Annotated in this window: 14 protein-coding genes; 4 read left to right on the top strand and 10 right to left on the bottom strand. The window is 54.8% G+C overall.

Going from position 1 to position 18,686, the window contains the following annotated elements; all coding sequences use genetic code 11:
- Nucleotides 1-167 precede the first annotated feature (167 nt).
- Nucleotides 168-1,481 carry a hypothetical protein gene (locus AC2GXZ_RS05670; protein ID WP_483758120.1) on the top strand — a complete coding sequence of 438 codons (1,314 nt, stop codon included), beginning with the start codon at nucleotides 168-170 and terminating at the stop codon, nucleotides 1,479-1,481.
- 443 nt (nucleotides 1,482-1,924) lie between these two features.
- On the opposite strand, the gene AC2GXZ_RS05665 is transcribed toward AC2GXZ_RS05670, so the two are convergent.
- From AC2GXZ_RS05665 to AC2GXZ_RS05655, 3 genes are all read right to left on the bottom strand, one after another.
- Entirely contained in the window at nucleotides 1,925-2,929 is a 1,005-nt protein-coding gene (locus tag AC2GXZ_RS05665; protein ID WP_483758119.1) for a hypothetical protein, read from the bottom strand.
- A 104-nt stretch (nucleotides 2,930-3,033) separates the two neighbouring features.
- Nucleotides 3,034-4,212 carry an MFS transporter gene (locus tag AC2GXZ_RS05660; protein WP_483758118.1) on the bottom strand — a complete coding sequence of 393 codons (1,179 nt, stop codon included), beginning with the start codon at nucleotides 4,210-4,212 and terminating at the stop codon, nucleotides 3,034-3,036.
- 47 nt (nucleotides 4,213-4,259) lie between these two features.
- Complete coding sequence (locus AC2GXZ_RS05655) at nucleotides 4,260-6,557, bottom strand: FdhF/YdeP family oxidoreductase (RefSeq protein ID WP_483758117.1); 2,298 nt, start codon at nucleotides 6,555-6,557, stop codon at nucleotides 4,260-4,262.
- A 140-nt stretch (nucleotides 6,558-6,697) separates the two neighbouring features.
- Between AC2GXZ_RS05655 and AC2GXZ_RS05650 the strand changes: the two genes are divergently transcribed.
- A complete protein-coding gene (locus tag AC2GXZ_RS05650) occupies nucleotides 6,698-7,846 on the top strand; it encodes an FAD binding domain-containing protein (protein WP_483758116.1) in 1,149 nt (382 codons plus the stop codon).
- A 30-nt stretch (nucleotides 7,847-7,876) separates the two neighbouring features.
- On the opposite strand, the gene AC2GXZ_RS05645 is transcribed toward AC2GXZ_RS05650, so the two are convergent.
- Genes AC2GXZ_RS05645 through AC2GXZ_RS05635 form a run of 3 tightly spaced genes read right to left on the bottom strand, consistent with a single transcriptional unit; the run spans nucleotide 7,877 to nucleotide 10,968 of the window.
- A complete protein-coding gene (locus tag AC2GXZ_RS05645; RefSeq protein WP_483758115.1) occupies nucleotides 7,877-9,061 on the bottom strand; it encodes an MFS transporter in 1,185 nt (394 codons plus the stop codon).
- Between the two features lie 7 nt (nucleotides 9,062-9,068).
- Nucleotides 9,069-10,169 (bottom strand): alkene reductase, encoded by a 1,101-nt coding sequence (locus AC2GXZ_RS05640; protein WP_483758114.1) that lies wholly within the window; start codon nucleotides 10,167-10,169, stop codon nucleotides 9,069-9,071.
- Between the two features lie 40 nt (nucleotides 10,170-10,209).
- Nucleotides 10,210-10,968 carry an SDR family oxidoreductase gene (locus tag AC2GXZ_RS05635; RefSeq protein WP_483758113.1) on the bottom strand — a complete coding sequence of 253 codons (759 nt, stop codon included), beginning with the start codon at nucleotides 10,966-10,968 and terminating at the stop codon, nucleotides 10,210-10,212.
- A 101-nt stretch (nucleotides 10,969-11,069) separates the two neighbouring features.
- Between AC2GXZ_RS05635 and AC2GXZ_RS05630 the strand changes: the two genes are divergently transcribed.
- Together AC2GXZ_RS05630 and AC2GXZ_RS05625 are read left to right on the top strand one after the other, a co-directional pair.
- Nucleotides 11,070-12,047, top strand: a complete 978-nt coding sequence (locus AC2GXZ_RS05630; protein ID WP_483758280.1) for a LysR family transcriptional regulator — start codon at nucleotides 11,070-11,072, stop codon at nucleotides 12,045-12,047.
- A 368-nt stretch (nucleotides 12,048-12,415) separates the two neighbouring features.
- Nucleotides 12,416-13,987 carry a cation:proton antiporter gene (locus AC2GXZ_RS05625; protein WP_483758112.1) on the top strand — a complete coding sequence of 524 codons (1,572 nt, stop codon included), beginning with the start codon at nucleotides 12,416-12,418 and terminating at the stop codon, nucleotides 13,985-13,987.
- Nucleotides 13,988-14,043: 56 nt separating this feature from the next.
- Here the strand turns inward: AC2GXZ_RS05625 and AC2GXZ_RS05620 are convergent, their stop codons facing one another.
- The 4 genes from AC2GXZ_RS05620 to AC2GXZ_RS05605 form a co-directional block, all read right to left on the bottom strand.
- Entirely contained in the window at nucleotides 14,044-14,802 is a 759-nt protein-coding gene (locus AC2GXZ_RS05620) for an SDR family NAD(P)-dependent oxidoreductase (protein WP_483758111.1), read from the bottom strand.
- Between the two features lie 140 nt (nucleotides 14,803-14,942).
- Entirely contained in the window at nucleotides 14,943-15,677 is a 735-nt protein-coding gene (locus AC2GXZ_RS05615) for a 3-oxoacyl-ACP reductase family protein (RefSeq protein ID WP_483758110.1), read from the bottom strand.
- Nucleotides 15,678-15,864: 187 nt separating this feature from the next.
- Nucleotides 15,865-17,793, bottom strand: a complete 1,929-nt coding sequence (locus tag AC2GXZ_RS05610) for a GAP1-N1 domain-containing protein (RefSeq protein ID WP_483758109.1) — start codon at nucleotides 17,791-17,793, stop codon at nucleotides 15,865-15,867.
- The gene (locus AC2GXZ_RS05605) at nucleotides 17,790-18,686 is read right to left on the bottom strand and encodes a TRAFAC clade GTPase domain-containing protein (RefSeq protein ID WP_483758108.1); all 897 of its coding nucleotides are present in this window, start codon (nucleotides 18,684-18,686) and stop codon (nucleotides 17,790-17,792) included. Before AC2GXZ_RS05605 ends, AC2GXZ_RS05610 begins: the two co-directional genes overlap by 4 nt.

Below are 18,686 nucleotides of genomic sequence, written 5' to 3'. Positions count from 1 at the left end.
CATTTAAGTTTAGAGTGTGGCACTATCCGTAAATGGAAAATCGGTCGGTTTTGCAAAGTTGCATGGCACCACGACTGAGCGCTACGCATGAGCTTTACCTCAGTCACTTCGTTTGTTACTCAACCGGTGAGTGCTAAAGATTTAAATTTTCCATTGCGAGGTCAGAGGTGTTTGAAATCAGCTGGTTCACAACAGACTTCTTAGCCAATTTTTGCGGGGCGGTTCTCTTTGGACTCGCGGTAAGAAATAGATTCTGGGCGGTTACATCCTTTACGTTATATTACGCCGTCGTTAATTCATATTTGCATTACTATTGTGCCAAATGTTCTCCAACCACTTCTTACTTTCACTTTGACGTTGCCTCTGTAGCAGCCCTTGCTTTATTCGTCTTTTGTTTCAGAACCTTGGTTAAGGGAGAATTAGTCGAAAAGACATCCTCTCTCGATCACATAAGAAGGCTATATCTTTCGGATCGGAGAATTATTCTAATATTCAACCTGTGGTTTTCGACAATATTCGCAACCTCATTCATGGGCTTGTTCCGGCATCATGGAATTGAAGTAGTTTCTGAAAATTTCTATGTTTCTTGGACTGTCAATGTAATATTTTTTTCCGTGGTCGGCTTGGCTGCTGCGATCATAGGCCTTCGCGCTCCTGAAAAAGAGGGGTTTGAAAACAGGCTAGCAATATTGTTCGCTGCTAAAATAGAAGCTGACGAGGACCTGAAACAGCACGCCCTTGGATCAGTTGGTAAAGATGTCCGGAAAATCGGTTTCGTTTATGCATCGGCAGAACGCCGAATCACAGTTGAGGAATATAATCCCGACTACGATGCGTTCAGAGCGTACGTGACGATTAAGACGTCGGTGGTGAACTTGTTCGGTGACGTTGATGCTGAAGATGACACCAAGTTCGGGGTGACACCAGATGACTTTACGGACAAACCCACAATACCTGCAGAACTTGGGCAGATCGTTTCGCTCACCATTGATGACGAGGAAAAGATTAACAACGGTCCGATTCCGATTCTGCTTAAAGAAGGTGGCGAATTTCCCGCCAGATTTTCAGTTGGACGCCATTCAAAAAACTTTGTTTTCAAATATTGGTGTTGGTTTCGAGCGGGAGAGGAGATTGGTTATACACCCTCTCGATTTTGCCGACGTTTCTCTGTTGTACTGGTGAACCGTATCACAAAGGGTGCTGAAAATTCGTTCCATGTCGAATGGAATAACGAACAAGAGGCTGCTGTCGGAGCTACAGAAGACACCGCGCGGTTGCTTCCAGCCGACAAACCCGGCAAGGGCGGCCGCACGCTTCATTATGGAGAGGAGCTTCGCTTAAAGCCGAAAGTGAATCTCGATAAGGGACAGCGTGTTTCGGTTCTATATCTTACGCGACAACAACAAGCGACGGACCGGGAAAATGTGATCGAGGGACTTGATTTGGTTGTCGCCGATCCATATTCTGTAAAAGAGCAATGAGTTGCTCGCCACGTTGTAGCCTAAGCGATGTGTATGTCGCGATAGTAACAAGAATGAATAGAGGACGTCAAAATGGCGAAAAGCAACGAAACTGGACTTTGAGTCCAATATGAATATGAATAAAATGAGATAAACCGGAGATTGATGATCTCCGGTTTTTTTGTTGATTCTGCGAAAAATTTGGAAATCCCACCGACCCGATAAGCCAGAGCCGCCGCGCCGGACACCAAGCACGCTATACAAGTGCTTGTGCGACAGCTAGTTTTTTTTGCTTCGTCCCACGCGATGAAGATAATAATTCCGTGCCGACAATCGTACGCAAGCAGGGCGAAAACGTGGAGGCTTTGCGTAAGCATACCAACCCTGCGTGGAGCAAACCATTTTTTTGCAGATGAGGTGAAAGCGCAGGGTATCGGTTATCTCTCGCTGAGACTCCCAAACTCTCATATTCGGGCCATAATGGACTTAATCCAGGACATGCAAGCCTCTATCGCCCAATCATCCTGCTGCGGCGTCAATTTTGGCATGTCAGCCATTCCCGATCCGTGAGCCAGCGGATTTCTTATTTTTGAAAAGAAATATCTCAGAGCATCGGCTTCCCACTGCTCGATCAAGTGGCCATTTGCCTGGCTGGCCAAATTGTCGATGAAATTACTCGCGCCTCTCTCGGTGCCCTTGGTCCAGCCCTTTTTGTCTGAGATAATTTTTACCAAGCTTTCGAGCGCTTTAGCCGCGTAAAGGCTCGGATTTAATCCGCCATTATCTCGGAGGTCTAAAGCCTCGGCCATGTTGATTGAGACGTTTTGCCATTCGGGCGCTTCAACCAACTTCCAAAACGGATCGTGTATGGTTTCCGGTATGAGACCGGCATCTTTCAATTGGATGTATCCATTGTTGTAGGACAAGGGATACTGCGCTTGCTGAAATCGCTGGTTCAGTTCGGCGATATGACCTTGGAACTTCGCATGGCCGTTATCGCCCAATTCTTCTTTTGTTGGCACGCGTGATCTAAAGAACAGTCTCGGCTTCGCAACGAGAACCTCGGCAGCGGCAATTGGAGCCATGCGTTGCTCGCCGACCATGCGAAAGGCCAATTCCACGAGGCTGATTTTGTATTTTATGAATTTATCTATCTGATTGAAACTGACTGGCGGCGGCATTCGCAAAAACGTCCAGACGCTCTCGTGGTAGGTTGAATTGGAAGTGAACCCCCAAGTGTATTCATTGTCATGGGGCAGATTTCGGTCACCCAGCTCCATGGTAATACGCCGAACTATTTCTTTCAGGGATGGGTATTTCAGATTGTCGTCGCGAACCATACTCATCGGGGGCAAAAGCTCCTTTACGACCAGTGAAGCTATTTGGAACCAAACGACTCTGTCTTGTTCATCGTATTTCGTCCAAAGAACCTTGTCTTTGTATCGGCGTAGGAAGACGTCGGTGAGCATGGTAAGCTGGGTCCTCCGGCAGGGTTACTTGAGGCCAGAGGCTAATTCAAATCCGCAATGGATGCGATGCAATTACCCTGAAAATCAGCGCCTGATTGAAGCGTTCAGGCTGAAGTCGACTTTCCGATAGACGAACCCGCCACAACGACCGCCACTCCCATGGACAAGAAGCCGACCACGCACACACCCGACCATCCGGCTACCGACCATCCAAGCCCACAGAGCCAAGACATCACCCCTGCCCCGGCAAACATTCCGAGCGTATAAATCGCGTTCAACCGCGTTCGAATATCGGGGTTCAGCTTGTACAAGATCGTCCGGTTGGAAATGTCCGCAATCGTCGCGCCGACATCAATGACGACAACACCGACGATTATACCGGCCAACGAATAGCCCGTTACCCATATAGTCAGCCAACCGAAGGTCGCGGCGACCAGGGACCAGATGAGTGTTTGCCGCGCCCCAAACCGGTCGGCTGCTTTTCCGATCCACGGAGAGGAAAACGCTGACAACGCGCCAATGATGCCGACCACCCCTACGCCGTCGCTTTTCCAGCCGAATGCCGGACTCTGCAGGTGATAGGCAAGACCGACCCAGAGAGCATTGAATGATCCGAAACTAGCGCCCTGGCAAAGCGCAGCAGCCCGGGCACCCGGCTGTGTTCGGATAAGCATGAAAAGAGAGCGCAGCAGGTCGCGGTAACTCATCGTGCTGGTGCCTGGGTCACGGTCCAAAAGCAGGCGGATTAGAAGCAAGGTCGCCAGTGTGGCAACGCCAGCGATTGCGAACATTGCCCGCCATCCCAGATGCAGCCCCACCAATCCGCTTACTGTGCGCGACAATAGAAGACCGATGATGATGCCCCTGGTGAGGGTTCCGATCACCTGGCCTCTGCGCTCAATGGGTGTACGGATCGATACATAGGGGTTCAATGCATAGGATGTGATAGCAACCAGTCCGACGGCAAATCCGGCAGCGCAAAATACGAGGAAATTCGGCGACAGCGCCATTGCGAACAGGCCAAAAGCCTGAATGCCGCCAGTGATCGTCAGCAGCCGCCGGACATTCATAACGTCTGCCAATGGCAGAATTAAGCAGACGCCGACTGCTACGCCAAATTGAATGAGCGCGGGAATGAAGCCCGATGTGCTCAGGCCCACACCGAACTCATGGGCAATATCCAGCAACAAAGGCTGGATATAATAGACATTCGCGATGGTGACGCCGCAAATCACCGCGAGAAATTGAATTGTCACGGGCGTCAAGTGCTCGCTAGACTTCAAGACCTTGTCCCTTTCGACGATAATCTTTCGGGACTCAGACGGGCCATCTAGACCATCCGGTTATCGGCGGCGCTGATCCTCACGGGCACCCCCTTATATGCAGGGGTTCCTGACAATTTATCCATTGAGGAAAGGGGGATCACGACGTTCAATTCCGGATAGTAACCGGCAACTGATCCTCTGGGGATTGGGTATTCGAGGGCGGTGAACCCGTTTACCTCGCGGGTCCCTTCGCCAGCCCCAGCCTGGATGAGCAGCTTATCACCTTCCGAAAGACCCCTTTCTTTGAGGTCTTCCTTGTTCATTAGGAGGACATCTCTCCTACCAAACACGCCACGATATCGATCATCGAGATTGTAGATCGTCGTATTGTACTGGCCGTGACTCCTAATGGTGGTCAACACGAGAAGATTCTTGTCTTTCAGGACCGGGTCTTCGTTCAAGCCTGGAGCAATAAGAAATTGGGCTTTCCCGCTTTGGGTATTCCAGACCCGGTGAGAAGCGCCGACTTCGAGCCTAAAGCCGCCCGGCTGCCGGACGCGTTTGTTGAAGTCGAAGAAGATCGGAAAAACCGCTTCGATCTTTTCGCGAATACGGTCATAGTTTGCGACCATTCCCTCCCAATCAATGCCGTACTTATCGCCAAGCGTGGCTCGTGCGATGGAAGCGACAATCGCTGGCTCGGACATCAAGACATCGCTTGGCGGTTTCAGGAAACCTCTGGAGGCATGGACCATCGACATCGAATCCTCGACGGTCACCGACTGGATGCCAGATTCCTGCATGTCGATGTCAGTTCTGCCAAGGCAAGGCAGGATGATTGATTTCTTAGCGATCAGGAGGTGGGAGCGGTTTAGTTTGGTTGCGATATGAACAGCAAGGTCGAGCTTTCGCATGCCCTCAAAGACGTAGTTGGGGTCTGACATCGCGACGGCCAAGTTGCCACCAAGGCAAATCAGCGCTTTCGATTTCCCTTCGGCAATGGAATCCACCGTTTCGACGGCATTGTGACCTTTGTCCTGTCTAGGACGGAAGCCAAATGCTCGCTCGATGCCATCGATTAGCGCCTTGTTTGGAATTTCGGTGATGCCGACCGTCCTATCGCCCTGGACGTTCGAATGACCACGAAGGGGGCAGATTCCAGCTCCCTCACGACCCATGTTGCCACGAAGCATCAGGAAGTTTGCCAGCTGCTGCACGTTTGCGGTGCCATTGCTATGCTGGGTGATGCCCATGCCGTAGCACAAGATCACGTTCTTCGCTTTGATGTAAATTCGGGCGGCAGATTTGATGTCGCGTCTGCTTAGGCCGGACACTTCGACGATATCATCCCAGGTGGTTGCGTCGATGTCCTTACGGAGAGCGTCGTATCCCTCGGTATGCTCGGAAATGAAAGCGCGGTCTAAAATTGATGCACGACCAGCGGCGGTACGCTCATCATCTTTCTCAAATATCGCCTTCATCAAGCCCTTAAGCGCCGCAAGATCACCTCCAGCGCGGACCTGGTAGTAAGATGATGCGATGTCAGTTGAGCTGAATGTCGCCATCTCGATAGGGTCTTGCGGCGCGGCAAACCTCTCCAAAGCACGTTCTTTCAATGGATTGAACACGACGACGGGACACCCGCGCCGCGAAGCATCATGCAGCGTTGTCATCATGCGCGGATGGTTCGTACCAGGATTATGGCCGAAGCTGAAAATCGCATCAGCATGGTCGAAGTCTTCGAGGGTCACTGTCCCCTTCCCGACCCCGATTGACAGTGGCAGCCCGACCGAAGTGGCCTCGTGGCACATGTTCGAACAATCTGGAAAGTTATTGGTACCATAGGCCCTGACAAAGAGCTGATAAAGGAATGCTGCTTCGTTCGACGAGCGACCCGACGTGTAGAATTCCGCTTGATCGGGACTTTCGAGCTTCTGAAGCTCTTCACCGATGATCCGGAACGCGGCCTTCCATTCGAGCACTTCGTAGCGGTCGGTATCGTGATTGTAGATCATCGGAAATGATAGACGACCGGAATCTTCGAGTTCGAAGTCGCTCCAATTCCACAACTCACTGACCGGGTTTCGCGCAAAGAAGTCCGCACCTGCCCGCTTAGCCGTGGACTCCCACGTAATCGCCTTTGCGCCGTTCTCACAGAACTCAAAAGAGGACGTGTGTTTTGGATCAGGCCATGCACAACCCGGGCAATCAAACCCGTCTGGTTGGTTGGCTTTGAGCAGAGTAGTAGCGCCTTGCAAGATAATTTGTTGATGTTTGAGCGTGTCCGCAACAGCCTTCAGCGCACCCCATCCGCCAGCTGGATGGTCGTATTCGCGGATTCCCTCAGGCCGTTTCTTGGACATTGTAGGCTCCCATCAATGATGCACGAGGCATCAGAACTGACACGGCCATCCAAGGCTGTCACTCATACCGGCGTATAGAGGATGGCCCTCGGCGTGCGTGATAGGACCCACCAAACTCGACAAGCATCGTGGACAGGTCGATGATGAACAACGCTCCTCTTCGCATTCGGATTGTTGGCGGATCGCTCGCCGGACTTTTCTGTGGCGCACTGCTGCATCGTGCGGGCCATGACGTTTTGATCTATGAAAGGTCGCGCTCAAACCTATCCACACGAGGAGCCGGATTGGTCGGTGCACGCGACTTGTTCGACGCACTCCGGATGCTTGGCTGCGAACACGTCATGAGGTTGGCAGTAAATGCCAGCTTACAAATATGGCTTGACCGCGATGGACAGATTGTCGGTCACCGAGAGGTGACAGCCTCGCGCTTTTCCTGGGACCTTCTATATCGCGCAGCGCGTAGCAAGGTTCCTGACGCGATTTACATCCAGTCGCGCAAGGCGACAGCCGTGCGGGATAGCCAGGACGGCGCTTCGATCCTATTCGAGGACGGAGGAACCGAAGCGGCAGACGTTGTGATTGGTGCGGACGGTATCGGCTCGGTCGTCCGACAAAGTCTGAATCCCAACGCCTTCAGAAACTCATTTGCTGGATATGTGGCGTGGCGAGCGGTTCTGCCCGAGGCGGTATTGCCTGCCAGTCTCTTACCGCTAAAGGAAGCAATGGTGGGTTTTTCAGCTCCGACCCTTCAGTCGATTGGATATTTAGTACCAGGGCCCAACGGCGAAACCAGAGCGGGTGAGCGGCGACTAAATTGGGGGATGTATCGCCCTCTCGCTGAAAGCGATCTCCCGACCTTCTTTACTGATAACGAAGGTGTCCGCCATGATTTTGGCATCCCGCGCGGCAAGCTTCCCGCTGCGGCGCGTGCGTCGTTCCTAAGAGATGCTGAGAGGCTTTTGCCGCCGCAGTTTGCCGCCGTTGCGAGAGCGGCAGATGATCCGTGGGTTCAAGGAATTTTCGACTACGACGCTCCCCGCATTACCGGCAATCGCATAGCCCTGGTGGGCGATGCTGCATTCACAGTTCGACCGCACACCGCAATGGGAACATCGAAAGCAGCGGGAGACGCAATCGCCTTGGTAAAGGCGATTGCGCATGGCACGGACATCAACGATTCACTGGAGAGATATGCGTCTCGTCGGATGCCCGTAGGCCATTGGCTTGCCGAGCGAGGCCGTGAAATAGGGGCCTCGCTCGGACTATCCGCTCCGGTTACCGTAGAATAGGCGGTCACCGTCCTCCGAGCGGGAATGGAATTAATCCCGTGTCCGAGACGCTGCGGGCAGGAGCATAACTGCAACTGTGATTGCAGACGCGATGAAACAGAACAGCATGGCACCAGAAAGCCCTGCATTATCGACAATTGAGCCCCCTACGAGAGCGCCAACGCCGATGGCAATCTGTCCTACAGTTACCAGCATGGCCTGAGCGTCTTCAGGAGCATCTGGTGCAGCACTCTGCAGGAATGACTGCATACTGATTGGCAGCATCCCGAAGCCCAGCCCCCATGCCGTGACCAAGATCATCGCTACGTACGAGTTGGTCCCCGTCAGCATCAAGAATATGGCCGAACCACCGATCAGGCTCGCCGCTGAGATAGCAGCTTTCCTCACACTTTTAGTAGCGATCCAGCCGCCCAGCATGTTGCCGAAAAACCCTGCAATTCCATTGGCAAGCAGTATCGAGCTAAGGAACGGCCCAGATATGCCGGATCGCTCGTTCAGGAACGGCGTCACATAGGTGAAAGCAGAAAATTGGGCCAGGAAAATTGCCAGAACGGCGAAAACCCCAATTTGCATTTTCGGGCGACGCAAGACGACCGGAATTCCCGACAGTCCTTGCTTGTTCTGCGATGGCAATGACGGAAGCAGCATGGTGATGGAGATCACCGATAGCGCCGAAAGGGTCACCGCCGCCCAGAACGCGACTCGCCAATCGAACAAGTTACCTATCAGGGAGCCAGCCGGAACGCCTGCGACGGTACCAAGCGAAATCCCAGATAGTATCAGTGTCGTTGCCTTCACCCCGTCCGGACCAGGTCGCAGCCTTGGTCCCAACGAGCCTGCGATAGTCCAGAAAGAGCCGACGCCGAGACCAAGGAGGAAGCGCCCCAGCAGGAGCTGGACCAGCCCAGCGGCGGTCGCCGTCAGGACATTCGCGATGGTCAGCAAAATCAGCAGACTTACCAGCAGCTTCTTCCGGTCTATGTTGCCAGCAAAGCCAATAGTAAGTGGGGCGGCAGCGGCTGCAACGAGGCCCGGCATCGTGACCATCAATCCCGCTTGACCGACGGTGATGTTCAGGCTCGCCGCAATTTGCGGCAATAAGCCTAGTGGTATGAACTCGGACGTCACCAGCGCAAACGACCCTACGGCCAGTGAGGCTACACCGAACCACGAGGTGGGCAGCCGCAGCTGCCCATCATTTACGACCGTGCTCATGATGACCTCATGCGCTCTTGGCGAGTTTCTCGCCGTCGGCCTTGGGATAGGTGTTGTAACCTTCCTCGCCTTGGGTGAACCACGTTGCGCTGTCGTCGGGGGTAAGTTCGATGCCTTCAGCAAGTCGGCGCACGTAGTCGGGGTTGGAGATGAAGGGGCGGCCGAACGCCACCGCATCACCAACGCCTGCATCCAAGTCCGCTTGAGCGCGTGCGGCATCGAAATCGGAGTTCAGGATGAGGGGACCCTTGAAAGCTTCCCGCAAGTCTTTCGCGAGCGGGTCCATATCCCCTACCCCGAAGGTCCCGTTCACCGGAGGCTCGCGCAGTTCGAGATGTGCAATTCCGATGCTTGAGAGCGCTTCAGCGGCAGCAGTGAAGACTGGGAGCGGATTGCTATCTGCGACGCCCTGTGTTTCACCGTTCGGTGACAACCGGACACCCGTCCGATCCGCGCCAATGGTATCTGCCACCGCCTGAGTGGTTTCCTTCAGGAAGCGAACGCGGTTCTCAATCGAGCCGCCGTATTTGTCATCACGGAAGTTGGAGTTGTCACGCAGGAACTGGTCAATGAGGTAACCATTGGCGGCATGCAATTGCACGCCATCAAACCCTGCCTCAATCGCGTTGCGAGCACCGTCGCGAAAGTGCTGAACGACTTCAGCAATTTCCTCGACGCTCAGTGCCCGCGCTTCTACATAGGGCTTCTTCCCATCGTAGGTATGCGCCAGGCTGGGAGCTGTCGTTGCCGAGGACGACACCGGCTGAGCGCCGTCAAGGAAGCTTGAATGGACGACGCGGCCCATCTGCCAGAGCTGGGCAATAATACGGCCACCATTTTCGTGCACAGCATCGGTGATCTTTCTCCAGCCGGAAATCTGCTCTGGAGACCAGAGCCCGGTGGCATAAGGCCAGCCGAGACCCAGCTGATTGATGCCAATCGCTTCGCTGATAATCAGACCTGCAGATGCGCGGTCAGCGTAGTATTTGATCATCATCGGAGTGGGTACATGTTCTCGGGTGCCGCGAGCACGCGTCATCGGGGCCATGATGATGCGGTTGGGAGCCTTGATGGCTCCCAGTTCAATCGGGTCAAAAAGAGATGGCATTTGTTTAATCCTTGAAAATTCTCAGGCTTAAGTGGGACGATCAGACGAGACGCGAGCCGCCGTCTACGTTCAGCACCGCGCCGTTCATCCAACCGTTGGCCATGAGGAACACAACAGCAGCACCAGCTTCATCAGCAGTGCCGAGGCGATGCAGCGGCAGGGTCTGCTTCAGGCGGTCGACGTAGGCATCCCGGCCGTCACCGAGCGCCTTCGAAAGGATCGGGGTGTCGATTGGTCCTGGCGAAAGAATGTTCACGCGACGCGGAGCCAGTTCGAGGGCAAGGCCTCTTCCGAGAGCTTCCATCGCTGCGGACGCTGCTGCAAGAATTGCAACGCCGTAGGCATTGGGGCGGTCAGCAAGGGCACCGGAAATGAGGGTGATCGAAGCGTCCTTGGCAAGATTGTCGCCCAATGCCCTGAGGGTGTGGACAGTTGCCCATACGCGTTCGTCGAATGCGCGTTGCAGGTGTTTCGTATCGGCTTCAAGAACCATGCCTGCGACGAATGTACCAGCGAGCAGAACCAGATGGTCGACATGACCGATATCGGCGAGAGCCTTGTAGATCGAATCCGGTTGCGTGACGTCTGCTGTGCGATACCCGGCAAAGCCGTTCTCGTTTGTGAGAGCCTCTGCGCGAACGCTATCAAGTCCGAGAATTGTGACGTTTGCACCTGCTGCCTTGGCCTGCTTCGCAGCTGAAAGGCCGATGCCCGATGTGCCGCCAAATATGAGTACGTTCTTACCTTCGAGGCTTGAGGTGATATACTGGGTGGCCGGAGCCGATACGATCTGGTTCATTGCTTCTCTCCATTTCAGCACCACCATGGTGCGTTGGTAAAAAGATAATTGCTGGCCTGTGGATTGATAATCGTGGCAACATTCGCTTTACTTATTCCATGATGGAACAAATCGGATTTGATAGACTGACTGGGATCATCGCATTTGCCAGGGCCGCGTCGCTTGGCAGCTACACCTCGGCTGCCCGGTCATTAGGCGTCTCACCCTCCGCGATCAGCAAAAGTGTCCAGCGGCTTGAAGAGCACCTTGGTGTCGTTCTTTTCACCCGAACGACGCGATCCTTGACGCTCACCCCAGAAGGACGAGACCTTCACGAACGGTCGCTCCGTTTGCTGCGCGAAGCGGAGGAGATACAGCAGGCGGCCGTAGCGGCTCGCGCGGAGCCCGCTGGGCTCATCAAAGTCACGGCCCCGTTGCCAGTGGGTGTTCACTTGATTGCGCCGGTTCTTCCTGCGTTCAGGGAGCGGTTTCCGAAGGTGCTTGTCGATCTCAGGCTGGGCGACCGATACGATGACATTGTTAAAGAAGGGATCGACGTAGCCATTCGTGTCGGTGAAGTTGGCGATTCTCGTTTGATCGCCCGCAAACTCGCGCCCAACAGGATTTGCGCATTCGCGTCCCCAACTTACCTGGAACGGCGCGGCGTCCCCTTGCGACCTGAAGACCTCGTGGCGCACGACTGCGTGAATTTTCGATATCAAAGTTCTGGCCAACCATTGCGGTGGCCGTTTCGGGTTGGTGACCGCGTTCTTGAGATCATCCCCCCAGCCTCGATTGTTGTCGACAACAGCGATGGGGTTGCAAGTGCGGTGGTCGCGGGAGGCGGAATCGGGATTTCTCCTACCTACATTGCAGCCCAATATCTTGAGCGCGGTCAGCTTGTCCCTGTCCTGAAGGACTATGCGATAGACCGGTTCGACATCATTGCTTTTTGGCCTGAAAGCAGGCGAGGAAATCCAAATGTGAAGGCTTTTGTCGCGTTCTTGACCGAGATGTGCTCCGCTCCGACCCCTTGGGACGTCGTGTTCGCCAACAGCAAAGCGCCGCCGCCCACCGATAGCGAAATTCCGAGAATCTGACCGAGAGTGCTTTTGTTGTTCGCTCATGCTCTGACGAAAGCAGAGTTTGGGCGACATAAAAATCATACCCGCGTATGAACTGATGGCCGTTTGAACCGCCGTCGATAAGAAGTTCCTTCCCGTCCAATGCCCAGAGCCAAGACGGGCTCGCTCAGGACGACAGTTCCCAGGCGACCGCCGAACGGTTGAGTAGCCTCATCCCCAGGTATGATTCCTGCGATCTCGTTCCGATGGTAGGCAGAAAACGCACCGCGTGATGCCAGCCGAGAAGTAGTCTCCTTCCTCGCGCATGAGGTTACGAGGTCTCTTCGCAAGCGGCGACCGCATGCCGGGCCAGCCGGTGGTGCGCCATAACCATCGGAGTTTCCATGCCGATAAAGGCCCAATACGAATTCCTGGTGTTTCTGCTCTTGGCGGTGCTGATCCTGGAGTTCCTTGCTAGGCGGCTGAAGATGCCACCGGCAGCGTCTTTCATCACGGGCGGAATGGTCCTTGCCTTCCTTCCCGGGATACCAAAGGTGGAAATAGACCCCGACCTGATCATGGTCGTGTTCCTGCCACCGCTCCTGATGAGTGGGGCATATTTCACGCTGTGGCAGGACTTCAAAGCGCAAATCAGAGGTATATTATCCCTCGCACTGGGTGCGGTAGTGTTTACGACCATCGTAGTCGGCATGGTTTTGCAGACGTTGTTACCAGACCTGCCGCTGGCTGTGTGTTTTGCTCTAGGTGCAATAGTGTCACCGCCTGACGCTGTCGCTGCGACAGCTGTGCTGAGACGGCTGAACTTGCCAAGGCAACTGCTGTCACTGCTAGAGGGCGAAAGCCTCATCAACGACGCTACCGGTCTCGTTTTGTTTGGAATTGCGGTCGGGGCGGCAGTCACTGGACAATTTAGTCCTTCACACGCAATCGGCTGGTTTATCTGGCTGGTTGTCGCTGGAACTGCCGTTGGCTTCGCCTTCGGATGGCTCGGGATGCGAGTTATCGTGCGACTGGCGGAAACCGAGCTGGTCATCACTGCCACCCTTCTCCTGGCCACAACATCCTACATCGTGGCAGAGGAAATCGGTGGGTCGGGCGTACTCTCGACTGTTGCAACTGGTTTGGTCGTGAGCTGGCAACATCACCACCTCGTATTCGCCGCCACGCGAGTGAGAGCACAGTCCTTTTGGAAAGCACTGGTTTTCGTAATGGAGTCTCTGCTTTTCATCCTCATCGGCCTATCGCTTCGGGACGTGCTGACCCGTCTCGGGGGAGACGCAGATGCCCTAAGTAGAAACCTTATTCCTGTGATCGCAGTCGTCCTGACAGTTATTGTCGCAAGGTTCGTTTGGATCGGCATATGCGCTGCCGTGGCTTGGCCAAGCCAAACTCGTGGGAAGACCAATGTCGTTTCGAACGTTGCGGTCGTCGGTTGGGCAGGCATGCGCGGCGTGGTTACGCTGACAGCAGCGCTCGCATTTCCCTCGGAGCTACCAGGACGCGATCTGGTGCTCCTCTCTGCGTTTGCGGTGATCGTCGTGACAGTTTTCGTCCAAGGCAGCACGCTCGGCGTCCTTGTGAGGATGCTTGGCATCGAAGCGTCCGACGAGAAACAGGACGAACAGAGGCGCAAGAACGAAATTCGCGCTCGGTTAGCTGAAGTTCGCCGCAGGGCACTCCTTGAAAGCGGCAACAGAACCAGTCACCTGGTTGAGCCCCCAACAGCGAATACCGACACCGAAAACATGAAGGCCACGAATAGCGCGTTAGATGATGAGCACTTCAGGATTGTTCTAAAGTTGGTGAAAGAGGCAAGGCAGGAGCTGCTCGCGCTCTATCGCAAGGGCGAAATGCGGGACAGCACCCTCCACGAGATCGAGTATGAACTCGATTTAGAGGAAATGGCTGCACAAAACCGGCTCCAAACACCTGAGCCTGCCGTCACCACAAAGTGACTTATTGATAGTCTTGATGAAGGGGGCGGACGGTAATCACCGCCCCCTGGAAATTCTCAGAGAGACAGACCGCCGTCGATCCGGAAGGCCGCTCCGGTAATGTAACCGGCTTCAGGTCCTGCAAGGTAGGCCACCAGCCCTGCGACCTCCTCGGGCTCTCCGTACCGACCGACTGCCGACATCGACTTCAGAATGTCAGCCACCGCCCCCTCTGTGGGAGCCATTCCCGTGTTGATCGGGCCAGGTTCAACCACATTCACCGTGATCCCGCGACCACCCAGCTCCCTCGCCCAGACACGCGAGTAGGCCGCGACAGCTGCTTTGGACGCGACATAGTCGGCAATACCTGGGAATGCGCCGCGACTGCTCGCAGCGGAGGTACCGATAGAAACGATACGACCACCGTCGGAAAGGATCGGGGCAGCGGCGCGGACTGCGGCAACCACGCCTTTCACATTGATATCAATCTGACGATCAAATGCAGACACATCGTCAGTCTGGTCCGCGAGCGTCCCTGTGATGAAAACGCCTGCTGAGTTCACCAAAATATCCAGGCCGCCCAACGCTGCGTGCGCATCTCCAACAAGCCTCGCGACGTCCGACGGGGTTCCTTGGTCAGCTTGTATTGCAAATCCACGACGACCAACTGCTTCGATTTCGCGAACGACATCGTCTGCCGCGTCCTTAGATGCGGAGTAGCTGAAAGCCACATCGGCACCGTCTCGTGCGAGCCGCTTCGCAATAGCTGCGCCAATCCCGCGAGAAGCTCCCGTCACGAGAGCCTTCTTGCCCTCAAGCGGTTTGGTACTGGTCATTGTAAACTCCTGTCGAGCTGCGCCTAAGCGCGTTGATGATGTAAAACATCTACCGGAGCTGCGATCAGGCGACACTCATACCCGCGTATGAGCGTCGCCTCCGCCGCATCCCCTTGGGGAAGTCCTTGATAGGTGTGAAGTTATGCGAGATAGCCGCCGTCGACCGTGATCGCGGCACCCGTTATGAACGAACTCTCCGGGCCAGCAAGATAAGCGACCATAGATGCAATTTCGCTGTCGTGGCCGAGCCGGTCGAACGGCACAAGAGGCTTCACCAAATCCTCCAGGCCTTCAGTCATCGAGCTGGCGATTGGGCCTGGCTGAACAGTATTGACGCTTATGCCACGGGGAGCCAAGTCTCGTGCCACGCCTTTGGTTAGCGTTGCGACTGCGGCCTTGGTCATCGCGTATACGGAATACCCCGGGAAACCTGCACGTTCTGCGATCACGCTACCGATATTGATGATCCGCGACCCCTCACCCATCAACCGTGAAGCCTCCTGTATCGCAACAAAGACGCCTCTTACATTGATCGCAAACTGTTTATCGAAATCTTCAATGGGAATTTCGCCGGTGGTTCCTGAAATGGACACACCAGCATTGTTGACCAAGATGTCGAACGCTCCAAAATAGCTTCGGACCTGGGCGACCGCCGATATTACGTGCTCCACGCTACCGCTATCTGCCTCAATCGCCAGCACCTCTCCACCGGCTGCGCGAAGCTCTGCCTCCAGGTGTTTCGCTTTGCCCGGCGACTGAGAGTATGTAAATCCGACCCGCGCACCATCATTCACGAGCCGCCTTACGATAGCGGCCCCGATCCCACGCGAGCCGCCGGTAACCATCGCGACTTTGCCTTGTAACGGCTTCGACATTTCGACATCCTTTAAAAATCAAATCGGCACCTACGGCCAATGTGATCAGGATGTGCGGATTAAGGTCCGAGACTATAATGGCGTCTCAGGTCGTTTCAGTTGTGCCGCCCAGGCATCAGTCTTTCATTCATGTGTGCGGCACTCTGTGCAATTTCGCGATGAACCTGGAAGGATACCCCCTTCCCGCTCAACTCCAATAAGTCCATGGATTGAAAACCCGCCAAAACCGCCGCACCATGTTTTCTGGGTCCTGGTCGGTCGCGTACGCGTATTCATCGTCGGCAAGGTTCAACGTGTCGAGTACCTCGTCAAATTCCTGGTGGTTCTTGTAAGCCTTTCGAAACAGCTTCAGGAGGCGCTTGTTCAGGTCCCACCGCGCATCGTCGGACGGTAGGCATTTCGATAGCCTAGTTTCCGCGTCAGAGGGCAGATCGCTACGTAGTATCCTGCTCCTGAGAGAGCTAAGGATCGTGACAAGGACGTCTCGGTAGTTTTCGATGCCATGCTTGATTGACAGAGCGAGCAGGTAAACAAGGAACCGCGTCTCTTCGTCATGCGAAAGGCTAGAGCGGCAAATCTTGAAGGCTGGGAACCAGGCTCGAACGACGGCCTCCGGCTGCATCGGGAAGCCGAAGATGTTCACCGCAGCGACCAAATCCTCCCCAGACGAAATTCTCGCGATCTGATCGAGAAAAACTGGCAAATTGCTTCTAAACAGGGGGAGCCAGCTGTCATGCAGCTCAGACCCGCCGCTGAGGGCAATAGCATCCTGCAATATCTGTTCAGACTGTGCCAAAACATGCTCGGCGAGATCATCGAGATACGGACGTCGCATGAACGCCCGCAGGATTTCAGCCCGTTGCTCATGATTGAGATCAAGTGACCATGCGTTGAGCAAGTCGTCAGTTTCAAGCTTGGCGATAAGTAATGGGCTCAAAAGCTCGGGCCGCCGGGCCACCGCCATTAACACGAACTCGACCGGTATGAGCGGGTCGAGAACCGTCTGATCACCCACAAGCGGTAATATTGCCTCGAAAATCGTCTTGAACGCGGCTCCAAGCTCATTCCGCGACGACATCAGAGCTGGAGTCAGCTCAACCAAATGGGCGGCATCGAGATTTGAGAATATTGACGCCAGCTGGTTTTCATCGTGATCGACGCCGAGGTCCTTATGTTCGATCAAGATGGCCATCAATTCGACGGCACTGATGCTCGTAACTTGCGAAAGCTTGTCGGACCATAAGCCAAGCAAGTCCTTCTTCAGCGTCTCCGCTTGCCCCAGGGGATATTGGGCTAAGACTTTCACCGCCGCTTGGTAAGAGCGCTTCGCGGATCGGGTGGCAAGGTAAACGCCGACCAGCTCAGGTAGTGTTTCTCTTTCAGACTGGATGTCTTTTCCGTATCGCCACAGAAAGCGTCGGAGCGGCGTCACGGTCTGCGACGTCGCATCGGCAACCGCCTCCCCAAGCCAAGGCGAAGAGTCTACATCCACCGTCGGCGCAGTTCCGCGCTTTAGACGCAGAAACTGTCCCTTCAAATCGGAGGTCGTGCTGATCGATCTGAAAACGAACTGTCGCCTGAGGCGGGGCCATTGCTGAGACCAAACCGCAAAAATCGCCTGTTCGAACGCCTGAGAGTCAGCCCTATTGGCGTCTAGCGGGACATCGCCATAGCAAGCCGACAACACCCTTCCAGTGGTGACGGGGTCTGCCCTGCCACCTCGTAAGCGGCGGTTGATTGATATTGGCTTCGAGAAGCCGGTGTCAGAAGCGTAGCCGTCCGGGCGTTTGTGGAGGTCGAGCAAAATGGTGAGATCGATTTGAGTCGCCATCAGAGACTGATCTAAAATCAGCACATGGCTCCACACACAACCTGGGCGCGGCATTTCTGGGGCAAGCCATGTCCGGATTAGAGCGTAGTGCTTGCTATCCGGCAGCGAAAAGCCTGTCAAATAGCTGGAAGACCCTGAAATTTGCGCACCGGGAGCAAGGTCGGAGGCGGCTGCAAGCTCGTATACATCGATGGAAGACAACGAAATCGTGGATGTCAGAAGACGATGGCCATTGGAATAACCAAAGACCGCCTGGCCGACGTCATTTGACTCATTGCTCCTCATTCACCATCCAGGCCACTTAACCATCTAATCGGGTGCGTTAGGTCGTGAGGACCCGCGCCATAACCGACGACATTCACTCTTTCGCTTGCTTTTGCAAGGCGCAACAGGCGCTTTTGCTCCTTCAGGCCATTCGGGTCATCCGGGGCGGGTGGGTTGTCTTTATCGGGTAAGTCGCCCCCCTGCGCCGACACACCATAAATCCTGACTTCGATCCCGCTATTTCGGAGATATTGGTCGAGTAGACCCATCTTCTCTGTGATCCACCGATGCGGCTCATTATGCTCCGGCCCTTTATCCCAAGCCGAGATGATAACCGCTATCCGCCCAATTCGAACAGACATTGGTGGCTGCTGGATGCTATCGAGGAAGTCGACTATCTGCACCTGACGCGGTGTGTCGCCGGGATCAAAAGCCAGCTCTTCAGCACCGTCATCAGGTATCTCGTCTTCATTGACGTCCTCGTCCAGCTGCATCGCTAGATCGATCATGGTAAGACCATCCTGCGGGTCGTTCGCACTAACAAACAGCATAAGGTTGGTAACGCCCTCGAACGCTGATGCAGCCGTGACACTGAGGCTCCTGGTGGCGAAGGCTCTTTCAAATGTCTCGCCCGAAAGATCGGCAAACCGCAGCGAGATGTCCGCCCCTGTCCCTGGGTCTCGCAGGTTCATCGTTACATTTTCATGCTGAAGCGTCTTGGTCCGAGGTACGACCCATCCTTCTTCCCATCGTGTAGCCAAGGTCTCCAGATAACGATGATCACCGATGTGCATGCCCTTAGCCAGAACCGTCGGGAATTCACCCGTATCGACAACATACCAGAGCGCAGCCGCATAGGTCGTTTTCCCAGAGGATTGCAGCCCAACGGCCATATGTCGCAACACGTCAGGCAT

It is taken from the genome of Aliirhizobium sp. YIM B11859 (assembly GCF_057163345.1).
The sequence above is the reverse complement of the archived record's forward strand: the minus strand, read 5'-3'. Positions and strand labels throughout refer to the sequence as shown.

Excerpts from the sequence above, each read along its gene's own strand:
- AC2GXZ_RS05665 (WP_483758119.1), bottom strand. The coding sequence starts at position 2,929 with ATGCTCACCGACGTCTTCCTACGCCGATACAAAGACAAGGTTCTTTGG.
- AC2GXZ_RS05655 (WP_483758117.1), bottom strand. The coding sequence starts at position 6,557 with ATGTCCAAGAAACGGCCTGAGGGAATCCGCGAATACGACCATCCAGCT.
- AC2GXZ_RS05650 (WP_483758116.1), top strand. The coding sequence starts at position 6,698 with ATGATGAACAACGCTCCTCTTCGCATTCGGATTGTTGGCGGATCGCTC.
- AC2GXZ_RS05645 (WP_483758115.1), bottom strand. The coding sequence starts at position 9,061 with ATGAGCACGGTCGTAAATGATGGGCAGCTGCGGCTGCCCACCTCGTGG.
- AC2GXZ_RS05640 (WP_483758114.1), bottom strand. The coding sequence starts at position 10,169 with ATGCCATCTCTTTTTGACCCGATTGAACTGGGAGCCATCAAGGCTCCC.
- AC2GXZ_RS05635 (WP_483758113.1), bottom strand. The coding sequence starts at position 10,968 with ATGAACCAGATCGTATCGGCTCCGGCCACCCAGTATATCACCTCAAGC.
- AC2GXZ_RS05630 (WP_483758280.1), top strand. The coding sequence starts at position 11,070 with ATGGAACAAATCGGATTTGATAGACTGACTGGGATCATCGCATTTGCC.
- AC2GXZ_RS05625 (WP_483758112.1), top strand. The coding sequence starts at position 12,416 with ATGCCGATAAAGGCCCAATACGAATTCCTGGTGTTTCTGCTCTTGGCG.
- AC2GXZ_RS05620 (WP_483758111.1), bottom strand. The coding sequence starts at position 14,802 with ATGACCAGTACCAAACCGCTTGAGGGCAAGAAGGCTCTCGTGACGGGA.
- AC2GXZ_RS05615 (WP_483758110.1), bottom strand. The coding sequence starts at position 15,677 with ATGTCGAAGCCGTTACAAGGCAAAGTCGCGATGGTTACCGGCGGCTCG.
- AC2GXZ_RS05610 (WP_483758109.1), bottom strand. The coding sequence starts at position 17,793 with ATGAGGAGCAATGAGTCAAATGACGTCGGCCAGGCGGTCTTTGGTTAT.
- AC2GXZ_RS05605 (WP_483758108.1), bottom strand. The coding sequence starts at position 18,686 with ATGCCTGACGTGTTGCGACATATGGCCGTTGGGCTGCAATCCTCTGGG.